General features: G+C 72.2%; 18 protein-coding genes. 6 read left to right on the top strand and 12 right to left on the bottom strand.

Annotated features, from left to right (window positions below; genetic code table 11):
- Window positions 1-253 precede the first annotated feature (253 nt).
- Genes ACZ67M_RS16945 through ACZ67M_RS16935 form a run of 3 tightly spaced genes read left to right on the top strand, consistent with a single transcriptional unit; the run spans window position 254 to window position 3,074 of the window.
- The gene (locus ACZ67M_RS16945; protein WP_469852041.1) at window positions 254-1,273 is read left to right on the top strand and encodes a FecCD family ABC transporter permease; all 1,020 of its coding nucleotides are present in this window, start codon (window positions 254-256) and stop codon (window positions 1,271-1,273) included.
- A gap of 1 nt (window position 1,274) precedes the next feature.
- Window positions 1,275-2,048, top strand: coding sequence for an ABC transporter ATP-binding protein (locus ACZ67M_RS16940; protein WP_469851475.1), 774 nt, complete (start codon window positions 1,275-1,277; stop codon window positions 2,046-2,048).
- A 15-nt stretch (window positions 2,049-2,063) separates the two neighbouring features.
- Window positions 2,064-3,074 carry an ABC transporter substrate-binding protein gene (locus tag ACZ67M_RS16935; RefSeq protein ID WP_469851474.1) on the top strand — a complete coding sequence of 337 codons (1,011 nt, stop codon included), beginning with the start codon at window positions 2,064-2,066 and terminating at the stop codon, window positions 3,072-3,074.
- A 53-nt stretch (window positions 3,075-3,127) separates the two neighbouring features.
- Here the strand turns inward: ACZ67M_RS16935 and ACZ67M_RS16930 are convergent, their stop codons facing one another.
- Window positions 3,128-3,697 (bottom strand): snapalysin family zinc-dependent metalloprotease, encoded by a 570-nt coding sequence (locus ACZ67M_RS16930; RefSeq protein ID WP_469851472.1) that lies wholly within the window; start codon window positions 3,695-3,697, stop codon window positions 3,128-3,130.
- A 148-nt stretch (window positions 3,698-3,845) separates the two neighbouring features.
- Here ACZ67M_RS16930 and ACZ67M_RS16925 point away from each other — a divergent pair, with 148 nt between their 5' ends.
- The 3 genes from ACZ67M_RS16925 to ACZ67M_RS16915 all read left to right on the top strand — a co-directional run bounded on the left by ACZ67M_RS16925 (window position 3,846) and on the right by ACZ67M_RS16915 (window position 6,837).
- Window positions 3,846-4,703, top strand: a complete 858-nt coding sequence (locus tag ACZ67M_RS16925) for an aldo/keto reductase (protein ID WP_469851470.1) — start codon at window positions 3,846-3,848, stop codon at window positions 4,701-4,703.
- Window positions 4,704-4,902: 199 nt separating this feature from the next.
- On the top strand, window positions 4,903-6,039 hold the full coding sequence (locus tag ACZ67M_RS16920) for a PQQ-dependent sugar dehydrogenase (protein ID WP_392101906.1): 1,137 nt from the start codon (window positions 4,903-4,905) through the stop codon (window positions 6,037-6,039).
- Window positions 6,040-6,156: 117 nt separating this feature from the next.
- Window positions 6,157-6,837, top strand: a complete 681-nt coding sequence (locus ACZ67M_RS16915; RefSeq protein WP_467323490.1) for a phosphatase PAP2 family protein — start codon at window positions 6,157-6,159, stop codon at window positions 6,835-6,837.
- 7 nt (window positions 6,838-6,844) lie between these two features.
- Here ACZ67M_RS16915 and ACZ67M_RS16910 read toward each other — a convergent pair whose 3' ends face one another.
- From ACZ67M_RS16910 to ACZ67M_RS16860, 11 genes are read right to left on the bottom strand one after another with little or no spacing between them, the layout of a single operon-like run.
- A complete protein-coding gene (locus ACZ67M_RS16910; protein ID WP_469851469.1) occupies window positions 6,845-8,179 on the bottom strand; it encodes a glutamate-1-semialdehyde 2,1-aminomutase in 1,335 nt (444 codons plus the stop codon).
- A 7-nt stretch (window positions 8,180-8,186) separates the two neighbouring features.
- Window positions 8,187-8,738, bottom strand: a complete 552-nt coding sequence (locus ACZ67M_RS16905) for a dTDP-4-dehydrorhamnose 3,5-epimerase family protein (RefSeq protein ID WP_392238355.1) — start codon at window positions 8,736-8,738, stop codon at window positions 8,187-8,189.
- On the bottom strand, window positions 8,735-9,973 hold the full coding sequence (locus tag ACZ67M_RS16900; protein WP_469851467.1) for a polysaccharide pyruvyl transferase family protein: 1,239 nt from the start codon (window positions 9,971-9,973) through the stop codon (window positions 8,735-8,737). Before ACZ67M_RS16900 ends, ACZ67M_RS16905 begins: the two co-directional genes overlap by 4 nt.
- A complete protein-coding gene (locus ACZ67M_RS16895; protein WP_385795609.1) occupies window positions 9,970-10,917 on the bottom strand; it encodes a glycosyltransferase family 2 protein in 948 nt (315 codons plus the stop codon). The genes ACZ67M_RS16900 and ACZ67M_RS16895 overlap by 4 nt, the downstream gene beginning before the upstream one ends.
- A complete protein-coding gene (locus ACZ67M_RS16890) occupies window positions 10,914-12,242 on the bottom strand; it encodes an MATE family efflux transporter (protein ID WP_392238351.1) in 1,329 nt (442 codons plus the stop codon). The genes ACZ67M_RS16895 and ACZ67M_RS16890 overlap by 4 nt, the downstream gene beginning before the upstream one ends.
- Window positions 12,239-13,537, bottom strand: a complete 1,299-nt coding sequence (locus ACZ67M_RS16885) for a DUF4910 domain-containing protein (protein WP_469851465.1) — start codon at window positions 13,535-13,537, stop codon at window positions 12,239-12,241. Before ACZ67M_RS16885 ends, ACZ67M_RS16890 begins: the two co-directional genes overlap by 4 nt.
- Window positions 13,534-14,559 (bottom strand): NAD-dependent epimerase/dehydratase family protein, encoded by a 1,026-nt coding sequence (locus tag ACZ67M_RS16880; RefSeq protein WP_469851464.1) that lies wholly within the window; start codon window positions 14,557-14,559, stop codon window positions 13,534-13,536. The genes ACZ67M_RS16885 and ACZ67M_RS16880 overlap by 4 nt, the downstream gene beginning before the upstream one ends.
- A 6-nt stretch (window positions 14,560-14,565) precedes the next feature.
- Window positions 14,566-15,213 (bottom strand): PIG-L deacetylase family protein, encoded by a 648-nt coding sequence (locus ACZ67M_RS16875; RefSeq protein WP_361364463.1) that lies wholly within the window; start codon window positions 15,211-15,213, stop codon window positions 14,566-14,568.
- Window positions 15,210-16,004: a sugar phosphate nucleotidyltransferase gene (locus tag ACZ67M_RS16870; RefSeq protein ID WP_361364460.1), complete on the bottom strand. Its 795-nt coding sequence runs from the start codon at window positions 16,002-16,004 to the stop codon at window positions 15,210-15,212. The genes ACZ67M_RS16875 and ACZ67M_RS16870 overlap by 4 nt, the downstream gene beginning before the upstream one ends.
- Window positions 16,001-17,236: a class I SAM-dependent methyltransferase gene (locus tag ACZ67M_RS16865; RefSeq protein ID WP_469851462.1), complete on the bottom strand. Its 1,236-nt coding sequence runs from the start codon at window positions 17,234-17,236 to the stop codon at window positions 16,001-16,003. Before ACZ67M_RS16865 ends, ACZ67M_RS16870 begins: the two co-directional genes overlap by 4 nt.
- Complete coding sequence (locus ACZ67M_RS16860) at window positions 17,233-18,474, bottom strand: glycosyltransferase (RefSeq protein WP_469851461.1); 1,242 nt, start codon at window positions 18,472-18,474, stop codon at window positions 17,233-17,235. Before ACZ67M_RS16860 ends, ACZ67M_RS16865 begins: the two co-directional genes overlap by 4 nt.

Genomic DNA, 18,474 nt, shown 5'->3' with positions numbered 1-18,474 from the left:
TAAATGAACAAGTCTGGTCAGGTCCATAGCCGGCCGAGGATTTCCCGAACCGCGCGATCACGCGGAACCGGGCGTGCTAGATTCCCCACTTGAACATGGTTCCCATTATCGAAAGAAAGCGAAGGTAGGCCACGTGCCTCCGCCCTCGACACCCATACCGACGGCGCGCGCCGACGCGTTCACCGCGGCCGAGGCGCCCGCACCCCCACCCGCGGCGGGAGGCGGCGGCCGGCTCGCCACCCGCACGGGACTGCTGCTGGCCTGCGGCGGGTTGACCGCCCTCCTGCTCGCCTCGGTCGTCGTGGCCATCGGGCTGGGACCCGCGGTCATCACCCCGGGGGAGACCGCCCGTCACCTGTGGGCGGCGCTTAGCGGCGGGGGCATCGGCCGGGACGAGGTGACGACGTACCAGATCATCTGGCAGATCCGCACCCCACGCGTGCTGCTGGCGGCCCTGGTCGGGGCCGGGCTCAGCGCGGTCGGCGTGGCGATCCAGGCCATGGTGCGCAACGCGCTGGCCGACCCCTTCGTCCTCGGTGTCTCGTCGGGCGCCTCCGTCGGCGCCGTCGCCGTCACGGTCACGGGCGGGCTGGCGGCCCTCGGCATCTACGCCGTCTCCGCCGGAGCCTTCGTCGGCGCGCTCGCCGCCTCGCTGCTGGTGTACGCCGCGTCCGCCAGCGGGGGAGCGCTTTCCCCGCTGCGCCTCGTCCTGACCGGCGTGGCCATGTCGCTCGGTTTCCAGGCCGTGATGAGCCTGATCGTCTACTTCGCGCCGGACAGTGAGGCGACCAGCATGGTCCTGTACTGGACCATGGGCAGCTTCGGCGCCGCGACCTGGGGCTCGCTGCCCGTCGTGGCGGTGGTGGTCACGACCGGGATCCTGGTCCTCCACCGGTACGGGCGGGTGATGGACGTCCTCGCCCTCGGCGACGAGACCGCGGCGAGCCTGGGCGTCGGCCCGGACCGGCACCGCAGAGCCATGCTGCTCCTCGTCTCCCTCGTCACCGGCGTCATGGTCGCCGTCAGCGGTGCCATCGCGTTCATCGGACTCGTCATGCCGCACGTGGTGCGCATGCTCGTCGGCGCCACCCACGCCCGCGTCCTCGCCGTGGCACCGCTGGCCGGAGCCATCTTCATGGTGTGGGTCGACCTCGCGGCCCGGACCGTGGTCGCCCCCCGGGAGCTGCCGCTCGGCGTCATCACCGCACTCGTGGGCGTCCCCGTCTTCATCGCCCTGATGCGCCGCAAGGGCTATACGTTCGGGGGGCGTTGACATGGATCTCAGGCTCGACGGACTCTCCGTCGTGACCGACGGCAAGAGCCTCGTGCGCGGCCTGTCCCTGGACGTGCCGGACGGGCAGGTCGTGGGTTTGGTGGGCCCGAACGGCAGTGGCAAGTCCACCGCGCTGCGGTGCGTGTACCGGGCCCTGCGTCCCAGCTCCGGAACCATCTGGGTGGGCGAGCGGGACCTGGCGCGGCTGCCGCTCCGCCGGAGCGCGCGCACCATCGCGGCGACGACCCAGGACGGGGCCGTCGACTTCGACTTCACGGTCGAGGAGGTCGTCGCACTCGGTCGCGCTCCCCATCTCCGGGGGAACCAGGCGCTCAGTGGCCGGGAGCGCGAACTGTGCGAGCGCGCGATGCGCCGGCTCGACATCGATCACCTCGCGCAGCGGGGAGTCCTGACCCTGTCGGGCGGCGAGCGGCAGCGCGTCCTCCTGGCCCGCGCTCTCGTGCAGGAGCCGAGCATCCTGGTCCTGGACGAACCGACCAACCACCTCGACGTCCGCCACCAGGTCGAACTGCTCTCGCTGCTGCGCGGGTCCGGCCTCACCGTCCTCGTCGTCCTGCACGACCTCAACCTGGCCGCGGCGGCCTGCGACCGCCTCGGCGTGCTGGCGCGGGGCCGCCTCGTCGCCTCGGGCACGCCCGCGGACGTCCTCACGACCGAACTGGTCGGCGACGTCTTCGGGGTGACGGCCAGCGTCGTCCCGCACCCGCTCACGGGCGGTCCCCAACTCCTCTACTCGCTCGGCTCATCCCGGTGAAAGGCGCCTCACGACATGCGTAGAACTCCCTTCCCCGCCCCGGCACGGCAGCACGTGGCTCTCGGGTCCGCCCTCGCGGCGGCGCTCGTGCTCGGCGGCTGCGGCGCCGAGGTCGAACCGGACGCCAAGGCGTCCGCCGAGGTCACCGTCAAGCGCTGCGGTGAGCCGGTGCGGTACAAGGTCCCCGAGCGGGCCGTCGCCTACGAAGCCGGCAGCGCGGACAAGCTGTTCGCCCTCGGCCTGACCGATCACGTGCACGGCTACGTGATGCCCCCGGCCAACCCGCCGGTGAGCGAGTCCCCGTATGCGTCCGAGTACGCCAAGGTGAAGATGCTCAGCGACGACCTGCTCAACAAGGAGGTCGTCGTCGAGGCCGAGTCCGACTTCGTCGTCGCGGGCTGGAACTCCGGATTCAAGGACGAGCGGGGCATCACGCCGGCCATCCTGGACAAGCTCGGCATCCAGAGCTTCATGCACACCGAAAGCTGCTTCAACTATCCCGGGTATCCGGAGAAGGTCACCCCCTTCGAAGCCCTCTACACCGACCTCGAACGGCTGGGCAGGATCTTCCGGGTCGAGGACAAGGCGAAGACGGTGGTCGACGGTCTCAAAGAGCGCGTCGAGGCCGTCGAGGCCAAGGCTCCGGCGGGCGACCCGGTTCCCGTCTTCCTCTACGACTCCGGAACCGACCAGCCGTTCACCGCGGGCAATCAGGTCCCGCCCAACGACATCATCAAGTCGGCCGGCGGCAAGAACGTCTTCGACGGACTCGACGAGCGCTGGACCCAGGTCAACTGGGAGTCGGTCGCCGCATCGGAGCCGGAGGTCGTCGTCATCCTCGACTACGGCGACCTGCCGGCGGAGAAGAAGATCGACTTTCTGAAGAAGTCTCCCCACACCAAGGGACTCCCCGCCGTGCGGAAGAACAACTTCTTCGTCCTCGACTACAACGAGGGCATCAGCGGGCCCCGCAACATCGACGGTCTGGAGAAGTTCGGCGCGTACCTGCGCCGGCTCGCGGACTGACCGGGCGATGCCGTACGGCACCGGCGAGGTGCCGTACGGCAGTCGCGCGTCGGTCAGTCCCGCACCAGCACCGGCATCCGCGCCGGAGCCTCGAACGCGGCCGCGCTGCCGAAGTTGCCCTCGACCTCGGACTTCTCCGCCGCGTTCGGGTACGGGTTGGTGCAGGCGACGCCCGCCGTGGAGCCCGACATCAGGCTGGAGCACGGCCCGGGTTTGCGGTCCGGCAGCCCCAGGATGTGGCCGAGTTCGTGGGACGAGATGCGCACCGTGTTGTAGCCCTGGTCCACCGCCTGGCGTCCTATGTAGACCGTGCCGTTGCCCAGTGAGGTGGTGTAGGCGCGCGGCCAGCCGTTGTCGGCCAGGATGCGGATGTTGGCCCGCTGCCCGGACGCGGCCGGGCGCATCTCCACGCCCTCGACGCTCTCGTTCCATATGGCCGCGCCCCGGTCGACGGCCGACCGGAACTCCGCGGAGCCGCTCGCGTCGTAGGTGAGCACCGTGGCCGCGGCCAGGGACCTGGCGGTGCCGTTCGGGGCGTCGGCGGCCACGGCCTGGCCGCTCAGCAGGGGCATGGACATCAGCAGGGCTGCGGCGATACCGCCGGTCAGCGTACGGACGTGCATGTTCGACCTCCTTGTGGGGGTAGGAGTCGTGCTCATGACATCACCAGCGTCCCTGCCCGCTCGACCCGGCGGTCAATCCGCTATTCCGCCCGGCGTCGAACAACCGCGCTGATAGCGTGGCGCCTTGAGCGAGGGGGAGTGGGGGCACATGGCTTCGGCCGAGTTTCTGATCGGCGGGGATCTGCGGGTACGGCGGCTCGGATTCGGGGCCATGCACCTGCCGACGGACCCGGAGCCGGCCCGCAAGGCTTCCCTCGCGGTCACCCGGCGGGCCGTGGAGCTGGGCGTCACCCTGATCGACACCGCGTACATGTACGGCGGCGGAGCCAACGAGGAACTCCTGGCCGAGGCCCTCCACCCCTATCCCGACGAGCTGCTGATCACCACCAAGGTCGGCGTCGCCCGCTCGGGCCCCGACGACAAGTGGCGGCTCGACGGCCGGCCGGCGGTCCTGCGCGACCAGGTCGAGCAGGCCCTGCGCCGACTGCGCGTCGAGCGGATCGAGTTGCTCCAGCTCCACCGGATCGACCCCGAGACCCCGCTCGCCGACCAGGTCGGCACGCTCCGGGAACTGCGGGACGAGGGGAAGATCGGCCGGATCGGACTGTCCGAGGTCACCGTGGGCGAACTCGAACAGGCCCGGCGGATCGTCGACATCGCGAGCGTGCAGAACCGCTACAACCTGCTCGATCGCGAGCACGAGCCGGTGCTGGCGGCCTGCGAGGCGGCGGGGATCGCGTTCCTGCCCTGGCGCCCCGTCGCCTGGGGAGAGTCGGGGCAGCGGGCCGAGGTCGCCGCCGTGGCCGCCGAAGTCGACGCCACCCCCACACAGCTTGCCCTGGCCTGGCTCCTCGGCCACTCGCCGGTCGTCCTCCCGATCCCGGGCACCGCCCGGATCGACCACCTGGAGGAGAACCTCGGCGCCGAGAACCTCCACCTCTCCCAGGCCCATCGCGATCGACTCGACCGCCTCGCAGACGTTCGGAGCCAGGGAACGGCCCGGTAGCGCCACCGGCGTGGAAGCCGAGTGACAGAAGTGGCGTGCATTGGTCTAGGCCTGGGCGCTCCGAGCTCGTATGGTCGGCGGTGGCCGGCGGCACGACCTTCCCCCACCCGAGTTGCGAGCCGGCTCGGACGACGCCCCACGACCGCGACCCCGAGCAGCCGGGTGAACTCCCCCCACTCACCGCCTCCGGGAGGCCATGGTGAAAGTTCGCACCAGATTGTCGGCGATCATCGGCACGCTCGGTCTCGTCGGATCCCTGGCCCTGGCCACGGCGTACGCCGACGAGCCCGCCACCGGCGCGAGCGCGCCGCAGGTCGCGCTGACGGAGGTGGCCCGGGCCACGAACCCGACCGCCGGTGCCGCGGGACCCGGCGACACGGTCTGGATCGCCGAACGCGCGGGAAAGGTCCGGGTCCTGAACGACTCCGGACTCGGCGAACCCGTCCTCGACATCTCCGACGAGACCACCACCGACGGCGAACGCGGCCTGCTCGGTGTGACGTTCGACAAGGACTTCGCGCACTTCTACATCTCCTACACCGACCTCCAGGGCACCAGCACCATCGACGAGTTCGCCGTCAAGGACGGGACGATCCAGGAGGACACCCGGCGCACGGTCCTGACCCAGCAGCAGCCCGAGTCGAACCACAACGGCGGCGACATCACGTTCGGTCCCGACGGCTACCTCTACATCGCGTTCGGTGACGGCGGAGGCGGCGGCGACCCCGACGGCAACGGGCAGAAGCTCGACACCCTGCTCGGCAAGCTGCTCCGGATCGACCCGCGGGGCGGCACCCCGTACGCCGTCCCGGAGGACAACCCCTTCGTCGGCGACCCCGACGCCAGGAGCGAGATCTGGTCGTACGGTCTGCGCAACCCGTGGCGGTTCTCTTTCGACGCCGGCTCCGGCGACCTGCTGATCGCCGACGTCGGCCAGAGCGAGTGGGAGGAGATCGACTGGGCGCCCGCGGACAGCAAGGGCGGCGAGAACTACGGCTGGGCACAGATGGAGGGCACCCACCCCTTCCGCGGCGGCACCGAGCCCGCGAACCACGTCCCGCCGATCCACGAGTACGACCGCAACGGCCTCGGCTGCTCGGTCACCGGCGGCTACGTCTACCGCGGCCAGGCCGTCGCGGACCTCGCGGGCCAGTACGTCTACAGCGACTACTGCGACGGCACCCTGCGCTCCCTGGAGATCGAGAACGGCAAGGTGACCGCGGAGCACGATCTCGGTGTGAACGGCGGAGAGGTCGTCTCCTTCGCCCAGGACACCGACGGCGAGCTGTACGCCCTGGCCATCGGCGGCACGGTCTGGCGAGTCGACCCGGCGTGACATAAGGGATTGACGGAGCGCCGGAAGGGCCGCACTTCGCAAGGGTAGGGTGGATGAGTGACCCTCATCGTGCGGCCCGACCGCGTCGTCCGACGCCCCCGTTGAGTGGGCGCGCCTGTGAGCGGTGCGCGGGAGCGCGCGGTGCTTCCGGCGGGCCCGCGCGTGTGGTGGGGGGCGATCGCGGCCCTCGCCGCTCTGGTGGCCGTCGCGCTCGGGATTCTCTACGGCGGTGCCGACGGGCCCGGGGCGGTCGACGCGCGGGTCGGTGCGGCGGCGGACGGTGCGGGGGCGTCGTGGCGGAACGTCGCCCTGGCCACGGATTTCCTGGGGGAGCCCGGGGGAGCGGCGATGCTGGTGGGGGCCGCTGCGGCGGTCGCCCTGCTGCTTCGGTGGCCTCGTGCGGCGTTGTTCGTCGTGGCCGGTCCCGGCCTGGCCGTGGTCGCGACGAAGCTTCTCAAGCCCTTGGTGGGACGCACCATCCACGACGGTCACCTCTCCTACCCGAGTGGGCACACCGCCTTCCTCACCGCGTTCGCCCTCGCGGTGGCGCTGCTCGTGACCGGCCGGCTCCGGCCCGGCGGCGCGGCCGGCCCGTCGCTCGTGCTCGCCACGGCGACGGCGGCCGGCGCCGCGATGGGCTGGGCACAGGTCACCCTGGGCGCGCACTACCCGACGGACGCGCTCGGCGGCTGGTGCACCGCGCTGGCGGTGACACCGGCCACCGCGTGGCTGGTCGACCGGACCGCCGCCAGGCAGGCCGGCCGGATGTCCGACGCCCCTCAGCCGGAGCGCCGCTGACGCCGAGTCACACCGAGCGCCGGAACACCGGCTTCACCGGTCGTCCTCCCGTCCACGGGGTGGGATCACCCGCGTCCAGTGCCTTCCGGTACACCGCACACGCCTGCGCCACCACGTCGACGGTGTGATCGATGTCGGCGTCACTGAGCGCGTCGCTAACCACGAACGACGGGGCCAGCACCCCGCCCGCCAGGAGCCGGCGCAGGAACAGGGTGCGGTACGGCTGCGACGGCCGGCCGTGCTCGTCGAGGGTGGCGAAGACCAGGTTGCTGGCCCGGCCCCGGACGACGACGTGGTCGGCCACGCCCATGCCGGCCGCGGCGTCGCGGACACCGGCGGCGAGCCGCTCGCCGAGCGCGTGCAGCCGCGCGGTGACGCCCTCCTCGACGTAGGTGCTCTGCACCGCCATCGCGGCCGCCAGCGAGTGCGTTTCGGCCCCGTGCGTGGTGGACAGCAGGAACACCCGGTCGCCGGAGTGACGCAGCCCGCCCCACTCCATCAGATCGCGGCGCCCGGCCAGCGCGGAGACGGCGCATCCGTTGCCCAGCGCCTTGCCGAAGGTGGACAGGTCGGGGACGACGCCGTACAGGCCCTGGGCGCCCGCCTCGGACCAGCGGAAGCCGGTGATCATCTCGTCGAAGACCAGGACGCAGCCGTGCCGGTCGGCCAGTTCGCGCAGACCGGCGAGATACCCGGGCGGCGGCTCGGTGTGGGTGGCCGGTTCGAGGATGATGCAGGCGACCTCGTCCCGGTACCGGGTGAGCAGTTCCTCCGTGGCGGCCAGGTCGCCGTACGGGAACGCCACCGTGAGATCGGTGGTCGCCGCCGGAACACCGGCGGACATGGGCGTGGTGCCGATGAACCAGTCGTCGACGGAGTAGAAGGGATGGTCGCCGCAGATCGCGACTCGTGCGCGCCCGGTGACGGCGCGGGCGAGACGTACCGCGGCGGTCGTGACGTCGGAGCCGTTCTTCGCGAACTTCACCATCTCCGCGGTCGGCACGGTGGCCAGGAAGCGTTCCGCGGCCTCGACCTCCACGACGGACGGCCGGACGAAGTTGCTGCCGCGGTCGAGTTCGCGCCGTACCGCCTCGACCACGCGCGGGTGCGCGTGCCCGAGGCTCACCGACCGCAGGCCGGAGCCGTATTCGATGTAGCGGTTGCCGTCGACGTCCCACACATGGGCACCGCGGCCGTGGCTGATGACCGGGGCCAGGTCGTCGGGGTACTGGTCGTCGCCCTTGGCGTAGGTGTGCGCGCCCCCGGGAATCATGGCGTGCAGCCGCTCGTTGGCCTGCCGCGACCGGGGCAGCAGAAGGTCTTTGGACTCTTGGGTGTCCACGCGTAGTTCAGCCCTCTCTCTGCTTCAGGACCTCGGCGAGGCTCGGCGCCTCCCGGTCCCGCCGGGACATCGACATGGGCGGCAGCGGCCACGGGACGGCGAGTTCGGGGTCGTCGAAGGCGATCGTGACGTCCTCGGCCGGATCGTGCGGGCGGTCGATCCGGTAGGAGGTGTCGGCGGTCTCGGTCAACGCCTGGAAGCCGTGCGCGCACCCCGCCGGGATGTACAGGGTCGTCTGCGTCTCGCCGGACAGGTCGAAAGTGGCCACGTTGCGATAAGTCGGGGAGCCGGGCCGCAGGTCGACCACGACGTCGAAGATCCGCCCGTACGAGCACCGCACCAGCTTGGCCTCTCCGGCCCCCGAGCGCAGGTGCAGCCCGCGCAGCACGCCCCGGACCGAGCGGGACACGCTGTCCTGGACGAAGGCGTCCGGGTCGAGGCCCACCGAACGGACCACGTCGGCGTCGAAGGTGCGGCAGAAGAAGCCGCGTTCGTCGGCGTACGGCACCGGCTCGAAGAGGTACGCCCCGGTGATCTCCGGGACCGCGGTCGCCTTCATGAAGTCTCCTGTCGGGCGGGGGCGCCGGCGGTGCCGGTCGAGGGGAACAGGGTCGCGGTCAGGACGGTGAACTGCTGCTCCAGCCGCCGGACGGCGCCCTCGTTCCCCTCGGCGAGGGTCAGCCGCAGCTCCGCCGAGCGCTTCTCCAGCTCACGGAACTGTTCCAGCAGATGCTCGGCGTCGACCTCGCGGGCCGGGTGGCAGTACGGGGCCAGCCCCATGCGAGCCATCAGGGCGTCGCTCTTGGCCGAGTAGCTGAGCGCGAGCGTCGGCGTGCCGGCCTTCAGCGCGCAGACCAGGTTGTGGTACCGGGTCGCCACCACGGTGTCGGCGGCCGCAGTCTCCTTCATCAGGTCGGCGAGCGAGGCAGTCTCGGCGACGGTCACCAACGGCGAGTCCACCGCGTCGACGATCCCGTCGGCCACCGGCCGGTCGAGGCCGTCGCCGGTGATCAGCCGGACCGGTCTGCCCTCCGCGACGAGCGCCTCGACGAACCGGGTCGTCCCGTCGAGGTAGCGCCGGTGGATCTCGTCTGCCCTGGCCCGGTCGTCGTTGCTGCCATAGAAGGCCATGACACCGACGCAGACCGTGCCCGGCGGAGCCGGGGGCACGCTCGTCGTCGGTGTCGGCAGGGCGAACGCGAGGTCTTCGTGGACCTCGTCGCGCGAGGTGTCCACGCCCATCGCCCGCATCGCGTCACGCGACATGTCGTCCCGGAACGACCGGTACGCGGCCAGCCGTGCCGACCAGCGCGTCAGGACCCGGGTCGGCCGCCGGCCGATCGTGGCCGCGCCCACACCGACCAGCGCGACCCGGGTGCGGAGCAGCCGCCCGGTCGCGCAGAGCAGGAACAGCGAGTACGGGAAACCCCACGGCCGCAGTGGCAGCGTGGCCTCCAGGACGCCCGTGCCGGGCACGATCACCACGTCGTGCCGCCGCACCCAGACCGCGGTGCGGACGGCGTCGACGAGTTTGCCGAGCCCCTTGGCCGCGATCGCGCCGGCCCGCGACGCGGTCCGGTACTCGCCGCTGTACCAGTTCAGCCGCGTCGCGGGGATCCCGTACCGCCTCTCGACGTCCTCGGGGCCGCCGCACAGCGCGTCCACGACGGCCTCCGGGTGCTCCGCGCGGAGGAACCCGAGTGCCGCCTCCAGGGAGCCGTCGTTGCCGACGTTGCCGGAGCCGAACAGCCCGAACAGCCCGACGCGCACCGGCGTTCCGTGCCCAGCGGTCATGCCTTCCTCCCCTCGCGGCCGGCGACGAGCGCGTCGACGGAGACGGTGAGCCGGCCCGGGTCGACCGGCGCGCGGTCCTCGACCCGCTCACCGGCACCGGGCCGGACCCGGCTGGTCATCCACGCGGCGAGGTGGCGGTAGCACGCGCGCCGGTCCGCGGCCGACAACGGCGCCCGCCGGATCGCCGAGACGAAGCCCCAGACGTACTCGGCGAGCAGCCGGGGCGTCGGGTGCAGCGGGCCCGCCCGGCGCGGGTCCAGGTTGACGCACCGGGCGCGCTTGCCCGGGTTCGCCCGCTCGGCGCGGGTGGGGTGGTCGCGGCGGAAGTACAGCAGCTCCGGCACCTGGTGGAAGGGGCCGTGCAGGGTGATCTCGGCGACGAACGTGCGGTCCGCGTGGTGGTAGCTGTCGTGCGGCTTCACCCGGCGCAGCACGTCGGCCCGCATCACCCCGTAGAAGTCGTCGCCGCCCGGCTCGAACAGCAGACTGCGGAAGCGCTCCGGCGCGTGCGGCGAGTCGGTCGCGAGCCCGTACTCGTAGGGGACCTTCACCTCGCCGTCGCCGTCGACGACGGCCTGGCCGCTGTGCGCGAGGATCACGTCCGGCCGCTCGTCCAGCGCCTGCACGCAGCGCCGCAGCAGGTCCCGGGCGTACAGGTCGTCGTGCGAGGCCCATTTGAACAGCTCGCCCCGGCACTCGGTGAACACGTAGTTGTGGTTGGGCGCGGCGCCGATGTTCCTGGGCAGCCTGAGGTACCGGATCCGTGAGTCCCGCGCGGCGTACCGGCGGCAGATGTCCCGGGTGCCGTCGGTCGAGGCGTTGTCGGAGACGACCAGCTCGAAGTCCTCGTAGGTCTGGCCGAGCAGGGCGTCGAACGCCTCGGCGAGGTACTCCTCGCCGTTGTACACGGGCAGGCCGATGCTCAGCCGGGGATGGGCGGTCATGGCGTCCTCACTTCACGGATGGAATGGTGGTGGCGCTCGCGCAGGGCGGCCCGCAGTTGCAGCCACCAGACGGCGGAGCCGCAGGCGGCGGCGGTGGCGACGCCCCAGGCGGAACCGACCGTGCCGGCCGCGAAGGCACCACCGAGCCCTCCGCCGACGTAGCAGACGGAGGCGAACAGCTGGCAGCGCAGGCTGCGCCGGGCCGCGGCGAGCGCGCGCAGCCCGGCCGCCGCGCCGGTGCCGAGGCCGGCGCCCGCGACACCGAGCGTGACCGGCACGACGATCGCCGAGGCGCCGTACCAGACGTCACCGAGCACCAGCTCGCCGAGCCGGTCCGGGACCAGCAGCAGCGCCGCGCCCCAGAGCAGGGCGCCGACGGCCTGCCCGCCGCCCAGGAGGAGGCAGAACCTGCCCAGCCGCCGCGGGGCCTCCCGCAGTACCCGGGCCGCCTCCGCCACGGTGACCAGGGACAGCCCCATCAGGACCGCGAGGAAGGGGCCGAGCAGCAGTTCGGCTCCCCGGATCACCCCCACCGCGCCGACGCCGACGATCACGCCGAGCCCGTACGCCCGCAGCTGGCTGGAGCCGCTGACGCCGACATTCTCGACCAGGTACCGGTAGCCGAGGTCGCGGTGGTCGCGCAGCCAGTCGCGTGCCCCGGTGAACCTGGGCCGGATGCCGGACTGGAAGCAGCCGTACACGGCGGCCACCGCGGCGGACGTGCCCCACGCGACCACGAACGCGGTCACGCTGCCCACACGGGCCGCCACCACCATGGCGGGGACGAGCGCGACACCCCAGACGACGTCGTTCACGAACGCCTTGCGCCCCTGGCCGGCGGCGAAGAACGAGTACCGCCAGGCGTCCTGCAACAGCAGCCCCGGCAGCATGAGGCCGAGGCCGGCGAACGCGGGCCCCACGCGGCCGCCCATGCCCAGGCCGACCACCAGACACACCGCTCCGACGGCGGTACCGACGCCGAGCGCGGTGCCCGACGACCGGGCCACAGCCGCGCGCCACGACGCCTCCGGCACGCCGCTGAAGCGCACCACCAGCGGGTCGGTGGCCAGCCCGCGCGAGACGCTGAGCACCACGCCGTACGTCACCCAGGCCAGGCTGAACACGCCGAACGCGGTCAGCCCCAGCGAGCGGGCCACGTAGATCCCCACCGCGAAGTTGGAGATGCTGGAGGCCGCCTGGTCGGCCAGTCCCCAGGACAGCCGGCCGGCCATGCCCGCCATGGCCCGCGTGCCGCTGCGCCGGGGTCCGGCCTCGTCCGCCGAGGCCGTCGTCGTCTTCTTCCCTCCGGTGGTCATGGGCGTCATGCCTTGAGCAGCCCTGCGCCGTGCAGGGCGTCGGCCGCGTCGGCGACCGTGTCGAACGGGAGCCCGGACCGCTCGGCGATGTCCAGCAGACCGTGCTCGCCGTCGGAGAGGCTGAGCACCCAGAGCATGGCCATCTGGGCCTGCTTGGCATCGCTGCGGCCGCCGAGCGAGTCGTACAACCCCCGCCGCCCCAGCTGCGGTTCGCCGTAGGGGCTGAGGTTGACGTACCGCCGGTCGCGGTCCAGCACGGCGAACGCCTCGCGGCAGACGGCGAGCGTGTCCTCCATCGCCCGGGGGGAGACGAAGTCCAGGTTGTCCGCCGAGGTGTGGTATTCGGGGTAGCCGGCGTACGGGGTGCGGGTGAGCGAGCCCACGCCGAGGTCGAAGCCGGGCGAGCAGAACTGGCGCTCGTCGTAGCCGTACGGCGTGAACTCGGTGACGTGGTGGGGGCGTTCGGAGGCCTCCAGCACGTGCCGCATCACCCGGTCGATGCCCGCGTCACCGCGCCTGCTCCGTTTGTAGGTCAGCCTGCCCCGGTCGCCCGCGCAGGCCAGCACCAGGCCGTGCCTGACCCGTTCCACACGCTCCGCGTTGCGGGCCAGCCAGGTGATGGCGCCGATGGTGCCGGGCGCGAACAGGAACCGGTACGTGTAGTACGGCGTCCGTTCCGCCAGCTCCCGCGCCAGGAACGTCGCCACCGCGATGCCGGCCAGGTTGTCGTTGGCCAGCGACGGGTGGCACACGTGGCAGGAGACGATCACCTCGTCGGGGACCTGCCCGGGGACCACGTGCTCGGCGTAGGTGAGGTGGCCGTCCGCGAGGGTGGAGTCGATCCGGACCTCGTAGTCGCCCTCCGGCAGCGCGTCCAGGGTGTCCTGGGCCAGGCAGAAACCCCAGTCCGGCTTGTAGTAGCTGGTGCGGTACGGCACCCAGGCCGGGTGGTCCGGCAGGGTGTGCAGGTGCGCGCGCAGTTCGGCGAGCGGCATCGTCGCCGACACCGGGACGCTGTAGCCGAGCACGTGCAGGCTGGACGCGGCGAAGTCGACGACCCGGTTGCCGTGCGCGTCGGCGATGTACGCGTCGCGGATGTTCCACTCCTGCGGCACCGTCCAGTCGAGCACCTGCGTCCCGGTCGGCACCTCGTGCACCCGCAGCGGCAGGTACTCGCCCACGATCTCCAAGGTGGCCCGCACCCCGTCGCCCGTGATGCTCCGGCACAGCGGATACATCCGCTCCACCAGCGCGTGCATCCGCTCCCCGACCGCCGTCCCCGGCTGCGCGCCGGCCGTCGTCATCCGCGCCACCGCAGGGTTTCGTCCACGGAGCCGGCGTCGGCGGCCGCCCGCAGCACGGCCAGCCGGGTGAAGCGGCGCTCGAAGTCCTCCCTGGTCAACCCGTGTTTCCGGTAGGCGTCCGCGAGTTCGAGCGCGCCCTGCTTGACCGTCCACTCGCAGTCGAAGCCGGGGACCGCCGCGCGGAACCGGGAGAAGTCCACCCGGTACGACCGCGGATCGGCACCGGTCTCCCCGGTGATCACCACACGTGAGTCCGGCACCGCCGCCGCGACCTGCTCGGCGATCTCGGCGACCGTGACGTTGTTGACCTCGCTGCCGATGTTGAACGCCCGGTCGTGCACCGCCTCCCGGGGCGCGGTCAGCGCGGCCGTGAAGGCCCGGGCGATGTCCACCGCGTGCACCAGCGGACGCCACGGGGTGCCGTCCGAGAGCACCAGCACCTCGCCCGACAGGAGCGCGTGGCCCACCAGGTTGTTCAGCACGATGTCGGCGCGCAGCCGGGGCGAATGGCCGAACGCGGTGGCGTTGCGCATGTACACCGGGCTGAAGTCGCCGTCGGACAGCGCGTGCAGGTCGTCCTCCACCCGCACCTTGGACTCCGCGTACGGCGTCACCGGCCGCAGCGGGGCGTCCTCGGCCACCAGCTCGCCGCCGCCCGCGGCGCCGTAGACCGAGCAGGTCGACGCGTACAGGAAGCGCCGCACCCCGGCGTCGCGGGCCAGCCGGGCCAGCCGCACGGACGCGTGGTGGTTGATGTCGTACGTCAGCTCCGGCGCCAGGGAGCCCAGCGGGTCGTTGGAGAGCGCGGCCAGGTGGATCACGGCGTCCACCCCGCTGACGTGTTCCGCGGTGACGTCACGCAGGTCGACCCGGTGCCCGGGCGGGTCCTCGGGCGACGGGCCCAGCAGGCAGTCGGCGAACAGGCCGGCGTCGAGACCGACGACCTCGTGCCCGGCGGCCGTGAGGACGGGCGCCATCACGGTGCCCAGATAGCCCTGGTGTCCGGTCAGCAGTACGCGCAAGGTTGTTCAACCCCCCAGGTTGAGAACGAGTTTGGTGACGGCGAACGCCTCGGCGTAGCGCGCCTGGCATTCGATGCCGCGGATCCGGGCGAGACCGAGGAAGGCCTCCCGGTCGTACCAGGGCCGGTGCCGCTGCGAGGGGTAGTGCTCCTGGAGCAGCCGTACCTTCCGCTCCGCGATCTCCGGCGACAGCGGCTGGTAGGCCACCGGGCGCCCGAGATCGCCGTCCCACTTCGCGATCTCGTAGCGGAGCACGAGGTGGTCGCGGAAGGCGGTGGTCATCAGCTCCGCCAGGCCGCGGTGGTCCTGGTGCGCGTCGTCGGTACGCGGCGCCAGCACCAGATCCGGTTCGGTCCGCCCGCGCAGCTCCTCGACCGCGGCCTTGGCCTCCTCCCAGTGCGCGGGCATCCGGCCGTCCGGCAGCTTGAGCACGGTCAGCCGCAGATCGGCGCCCGGGCAGAAGGCGTCGAGCGCGGCCTGCTCCTCCTGCTCCCGCTCGCCGCCACCGCCGGACAGCACCAGCGCGTCGACGCGGACACCCGGCCGCGCGGTGCACAGCGTGAGCAGGGTGCCGCCGGCACCGATGGCGATGTCGTCGCAGTGCGCGCCCACCGCGACGATCCGGTCCAGGGGCCCGGCCCCGAGCCCGATCACGCGTGCGCTCCGACGCCGGCCCGCTCCCACACGGCCCACGGACGGTCGCCCTGGGCGTAGGCGGCGTCGAGGGCGGCCCGCTCCTTCACCGTGTCGGTGGGCTTCCAGAAACCGCGGTGCTGATGCGCCACCAGCCTTCCCCGCTTGGCCAGTTGGGCGCATCCGTCGGCGACCAGGTCGCCGTTCTCCGGTATGTGGTCGAAGACTTCCTGACGGAGCACGAAGTAGCCGCCGTTCTCCCACAGCGGCAGTTCGCCGACCGCGGTGATGCCTCCCACCAGACCGTCCTCGCCCAGCTCCACGCAGTGGAACGACGACTGCGGCGGCACGACCATCATCGACGCCCCGGCGTCGCGCGCGGCGAACCGGTCGATCATCTCCGGCAGCGGGGCGTCGGTGAGCACGTCGGCGTAGTTGGCGAGGAACATCTCGTCGCCGTCCAGGTGGTGGCGCACCCGGCGCAGGCGTTCCCCGATCGGCGACTCGATGCCGGTCTGCGCGAACGTGATCGTCCAGTCGGATATGTCCGTGGACAGCAGCTCGGTGCGGCCGCCGCGCAGGACGAAGTCGTTGGACGTCGTCTCCTCGTAGTTGAGGAAGAAGTCCTTGATGTGGTGGGCGCCGTACCCGAGGCACAGGATGAACTCGGTGTGCCCGAAGTGCGCGTAGTACCGCATGACGTGCCAGATCAGCGGGCGCGGGCCGACCATCGCCATCGGCTTGGGCACGTCGTCGGAGGTGCCGCTGCGCATCCGCATGCCGTAACCGCCGCAGAACAGGACGACCTTCATCGCTTGACCTCGACAATGCTCAGTTCCGGAATGGGGAAGACCAGCCGGCCGCCCCAGTCGTGTACGAAGGACAACTGCTCGACCAGTTCGTTCCGCAGGTTCCAGGGGAGGACGAGGACGTAGTCCGGCCGGTCGGTGCCGATCTGCTCGGGCGGCAGGATCGGGATGCGGGTGCCCGGGGTGAACCTGCCGTGCTTGTACGGGTTGCGGTCGACCGTGTACGGCAGCAGGTCGGGCCGGATGCCGCAGTGGTTGAGCAGGGTGTTGCCCTTGCCCGGCGCGCCGTAGCCGACCACGGTCTCGCCGCGCTCGGCCGCCTCGACGAGGAACCGCAGCAGGTCCCGGCGCACCTTGGCCACCCGGGCGGAGAACTCGGTGTACCCGGACAGTTCCTGCAGCCCGGCGGCCTTCTCCCGGGCCAGCACGTCGGCCACCCGCCGGGTCGGCTCGCCCGCCACCTCGGCCGGGCGGGCCCACAGCCGGATGGAACCGCCGTGCGTGGGCAGCAGCTCGACGTCCACGAGGGCGAGCCCGCCGCTCGCCAGCGCCCGGATCGCGGACGCGACCGTGTAGTACTGGAAGTGCTCGTGGTAGATCGTGTCGTACTGGTTCTCCTCGATCAGCGTCAGCAGATGCTGCACCTCGATCGAGACCCAGCCGTCGTCGGCGACCAGGGCGCGCAGCCCCTGGGTGAACCCGACCACGTCGGGGATGTGCGCGTACACGTTGTTGGCCACGACCAGGTCCGCCGGGCCGTGCTCCGAGCGGACCGCGGTGCCGGTCTCCGGGTCCAGGAACGCCGTGAGCGTGGGCACACCGGCCTCCCGCGCCGCGGCGCCGACGTTCACCGAGGGCTCGATGCCCAGGCAGCGGATCCCGCGGTCCGTCACGTGCCTCAGCAGGTACCCGTCGTTGCTGGCGACCTCGACCACGAAGGCGGCGGGGCCGAGATCCAGCCGCGCCGCGGCGTCGGCGACGAAGGCGCGCGCGTGCTCCACCCAGGAGGTCGAGTAGGAGGAGAAGTACGCGTACTGCGTGAACGTCTCCTCCGGCGTGATCAGCGGAGGTATCTGCGCCAGCCAGCAGTCGGTGCAGACCCGCAGGTGCAGCGGGTATGTCGGCTCCGGCTGGGCCAGTTGCTCCGCCGAGAGGAAGCTCTCGCACGGTGGTGTCGCCCCCAGGTCGACGACGCTCTCCGTCGCCTCGGAGCCGCAGAGTCGGCATCTTGTCATGTGCTGTTCCCATCCCCCCTGCCCGCGCGGGCGCGCCCGCCCCGGGCCAGTGCTGACCGATCCGCGATCGCGGCGCGGTACCCCTCCAACAGGCGTTCCAGCCCGACGACCGGGCTGAAGCCCCGCTCGTAGCGGAGCCGGGCCGCCCGTCCCATCTCCCGGTTGCGGGACGCCTCGGCCGTGATCCGGCGCAGGCACGACGCGAGCGAGGCGGGCTCGCCCGGCCGGTGCAGCAGCCCGCTCACCCCGTCCTCGACGAGTTCGACGAAGGCGCCGTGACCGGCGGCGACGGCCGGGACCCCCGCGGCCATCGCCTCCACGACCACCAGGCCGAACGCCTCCAGCCAGGTGGACGGCGCCACCACGGCCACCGACCGCGCGACGGCCTCCCGGCACTGGGCCGGGTCGTACAGTCCGACGTACCGCACGTCGGCCCGGTCCGCCGCCCAGGCGGCCACCTCCCGCTCCAGCGGCCCCGCGCCGGCGATCACGAGAGGTACGCCCACGCCACCACCGGCGGCGATCTCGTCCCACGCGGCCATCAGCAGCCGCACCCCCTTGGCCTCCGCGAGGCGGCCGAGGAAGAGCAGGTGCTCGCCGGGGCCGGCCCGCCGGACGGCCGGGTCGGGCACGAAGTTGTGCTTCACCGACAGCCGTTCGGCCGGCATGCCCGCTCCCACCAGCACGTCGCGCTGCGCCGCGGAGATGCAGAAGAACCGCTCCACGCCGGACCACCAGCGCCGCCGGTTGACCGACATGCTGACCGCGAGCGGCACCGTCGCCAGCCGGGAGTTCCGGTAGCAGCCGTGCCGGACCGCGGGCAGCGGACCGGACCCGACGCACTCGGTGCACGGCCGGCCGTCCCGTTGCAGGGTGCCGGGCGGGCACACCTGGGTGTAGTTGTGCAGCGTGGCGACGGCGGGCACCCCCGCGTCGGCACAGGCGGCCAGCACCGCCGGCGACAGCAGCGGGAAGACGTTGTGGATGTGCACCACGTCCGGCCGTTCGGCACGGAGCCGCGCGGTGAGCTGCGCCCGCACCGCCGGATTCCACGGCACGAGGAGCGGCACCGCGACCTTGCCCGGCAACGACCGGGCGGCGATCTCGTCGCTGCGCCGCTCGAACAGCTCGACCCGGTGTCCGGCCCCGCGCAGCAGTGCCACCTCCTGGTCGACGACCTTGTTCTCCCCGCTCGGCTGCGCCGAGGCGTAGCGGTTGTGCGCCACGAGCACGTGCAT

The sequence above is a fragment of the Streptomyces sp. NPDC107500 genome (genome assembly GCF_055582785.1).
This window is presented reverse-complemented; position numbering and strand designations above follow the sequence as displayed.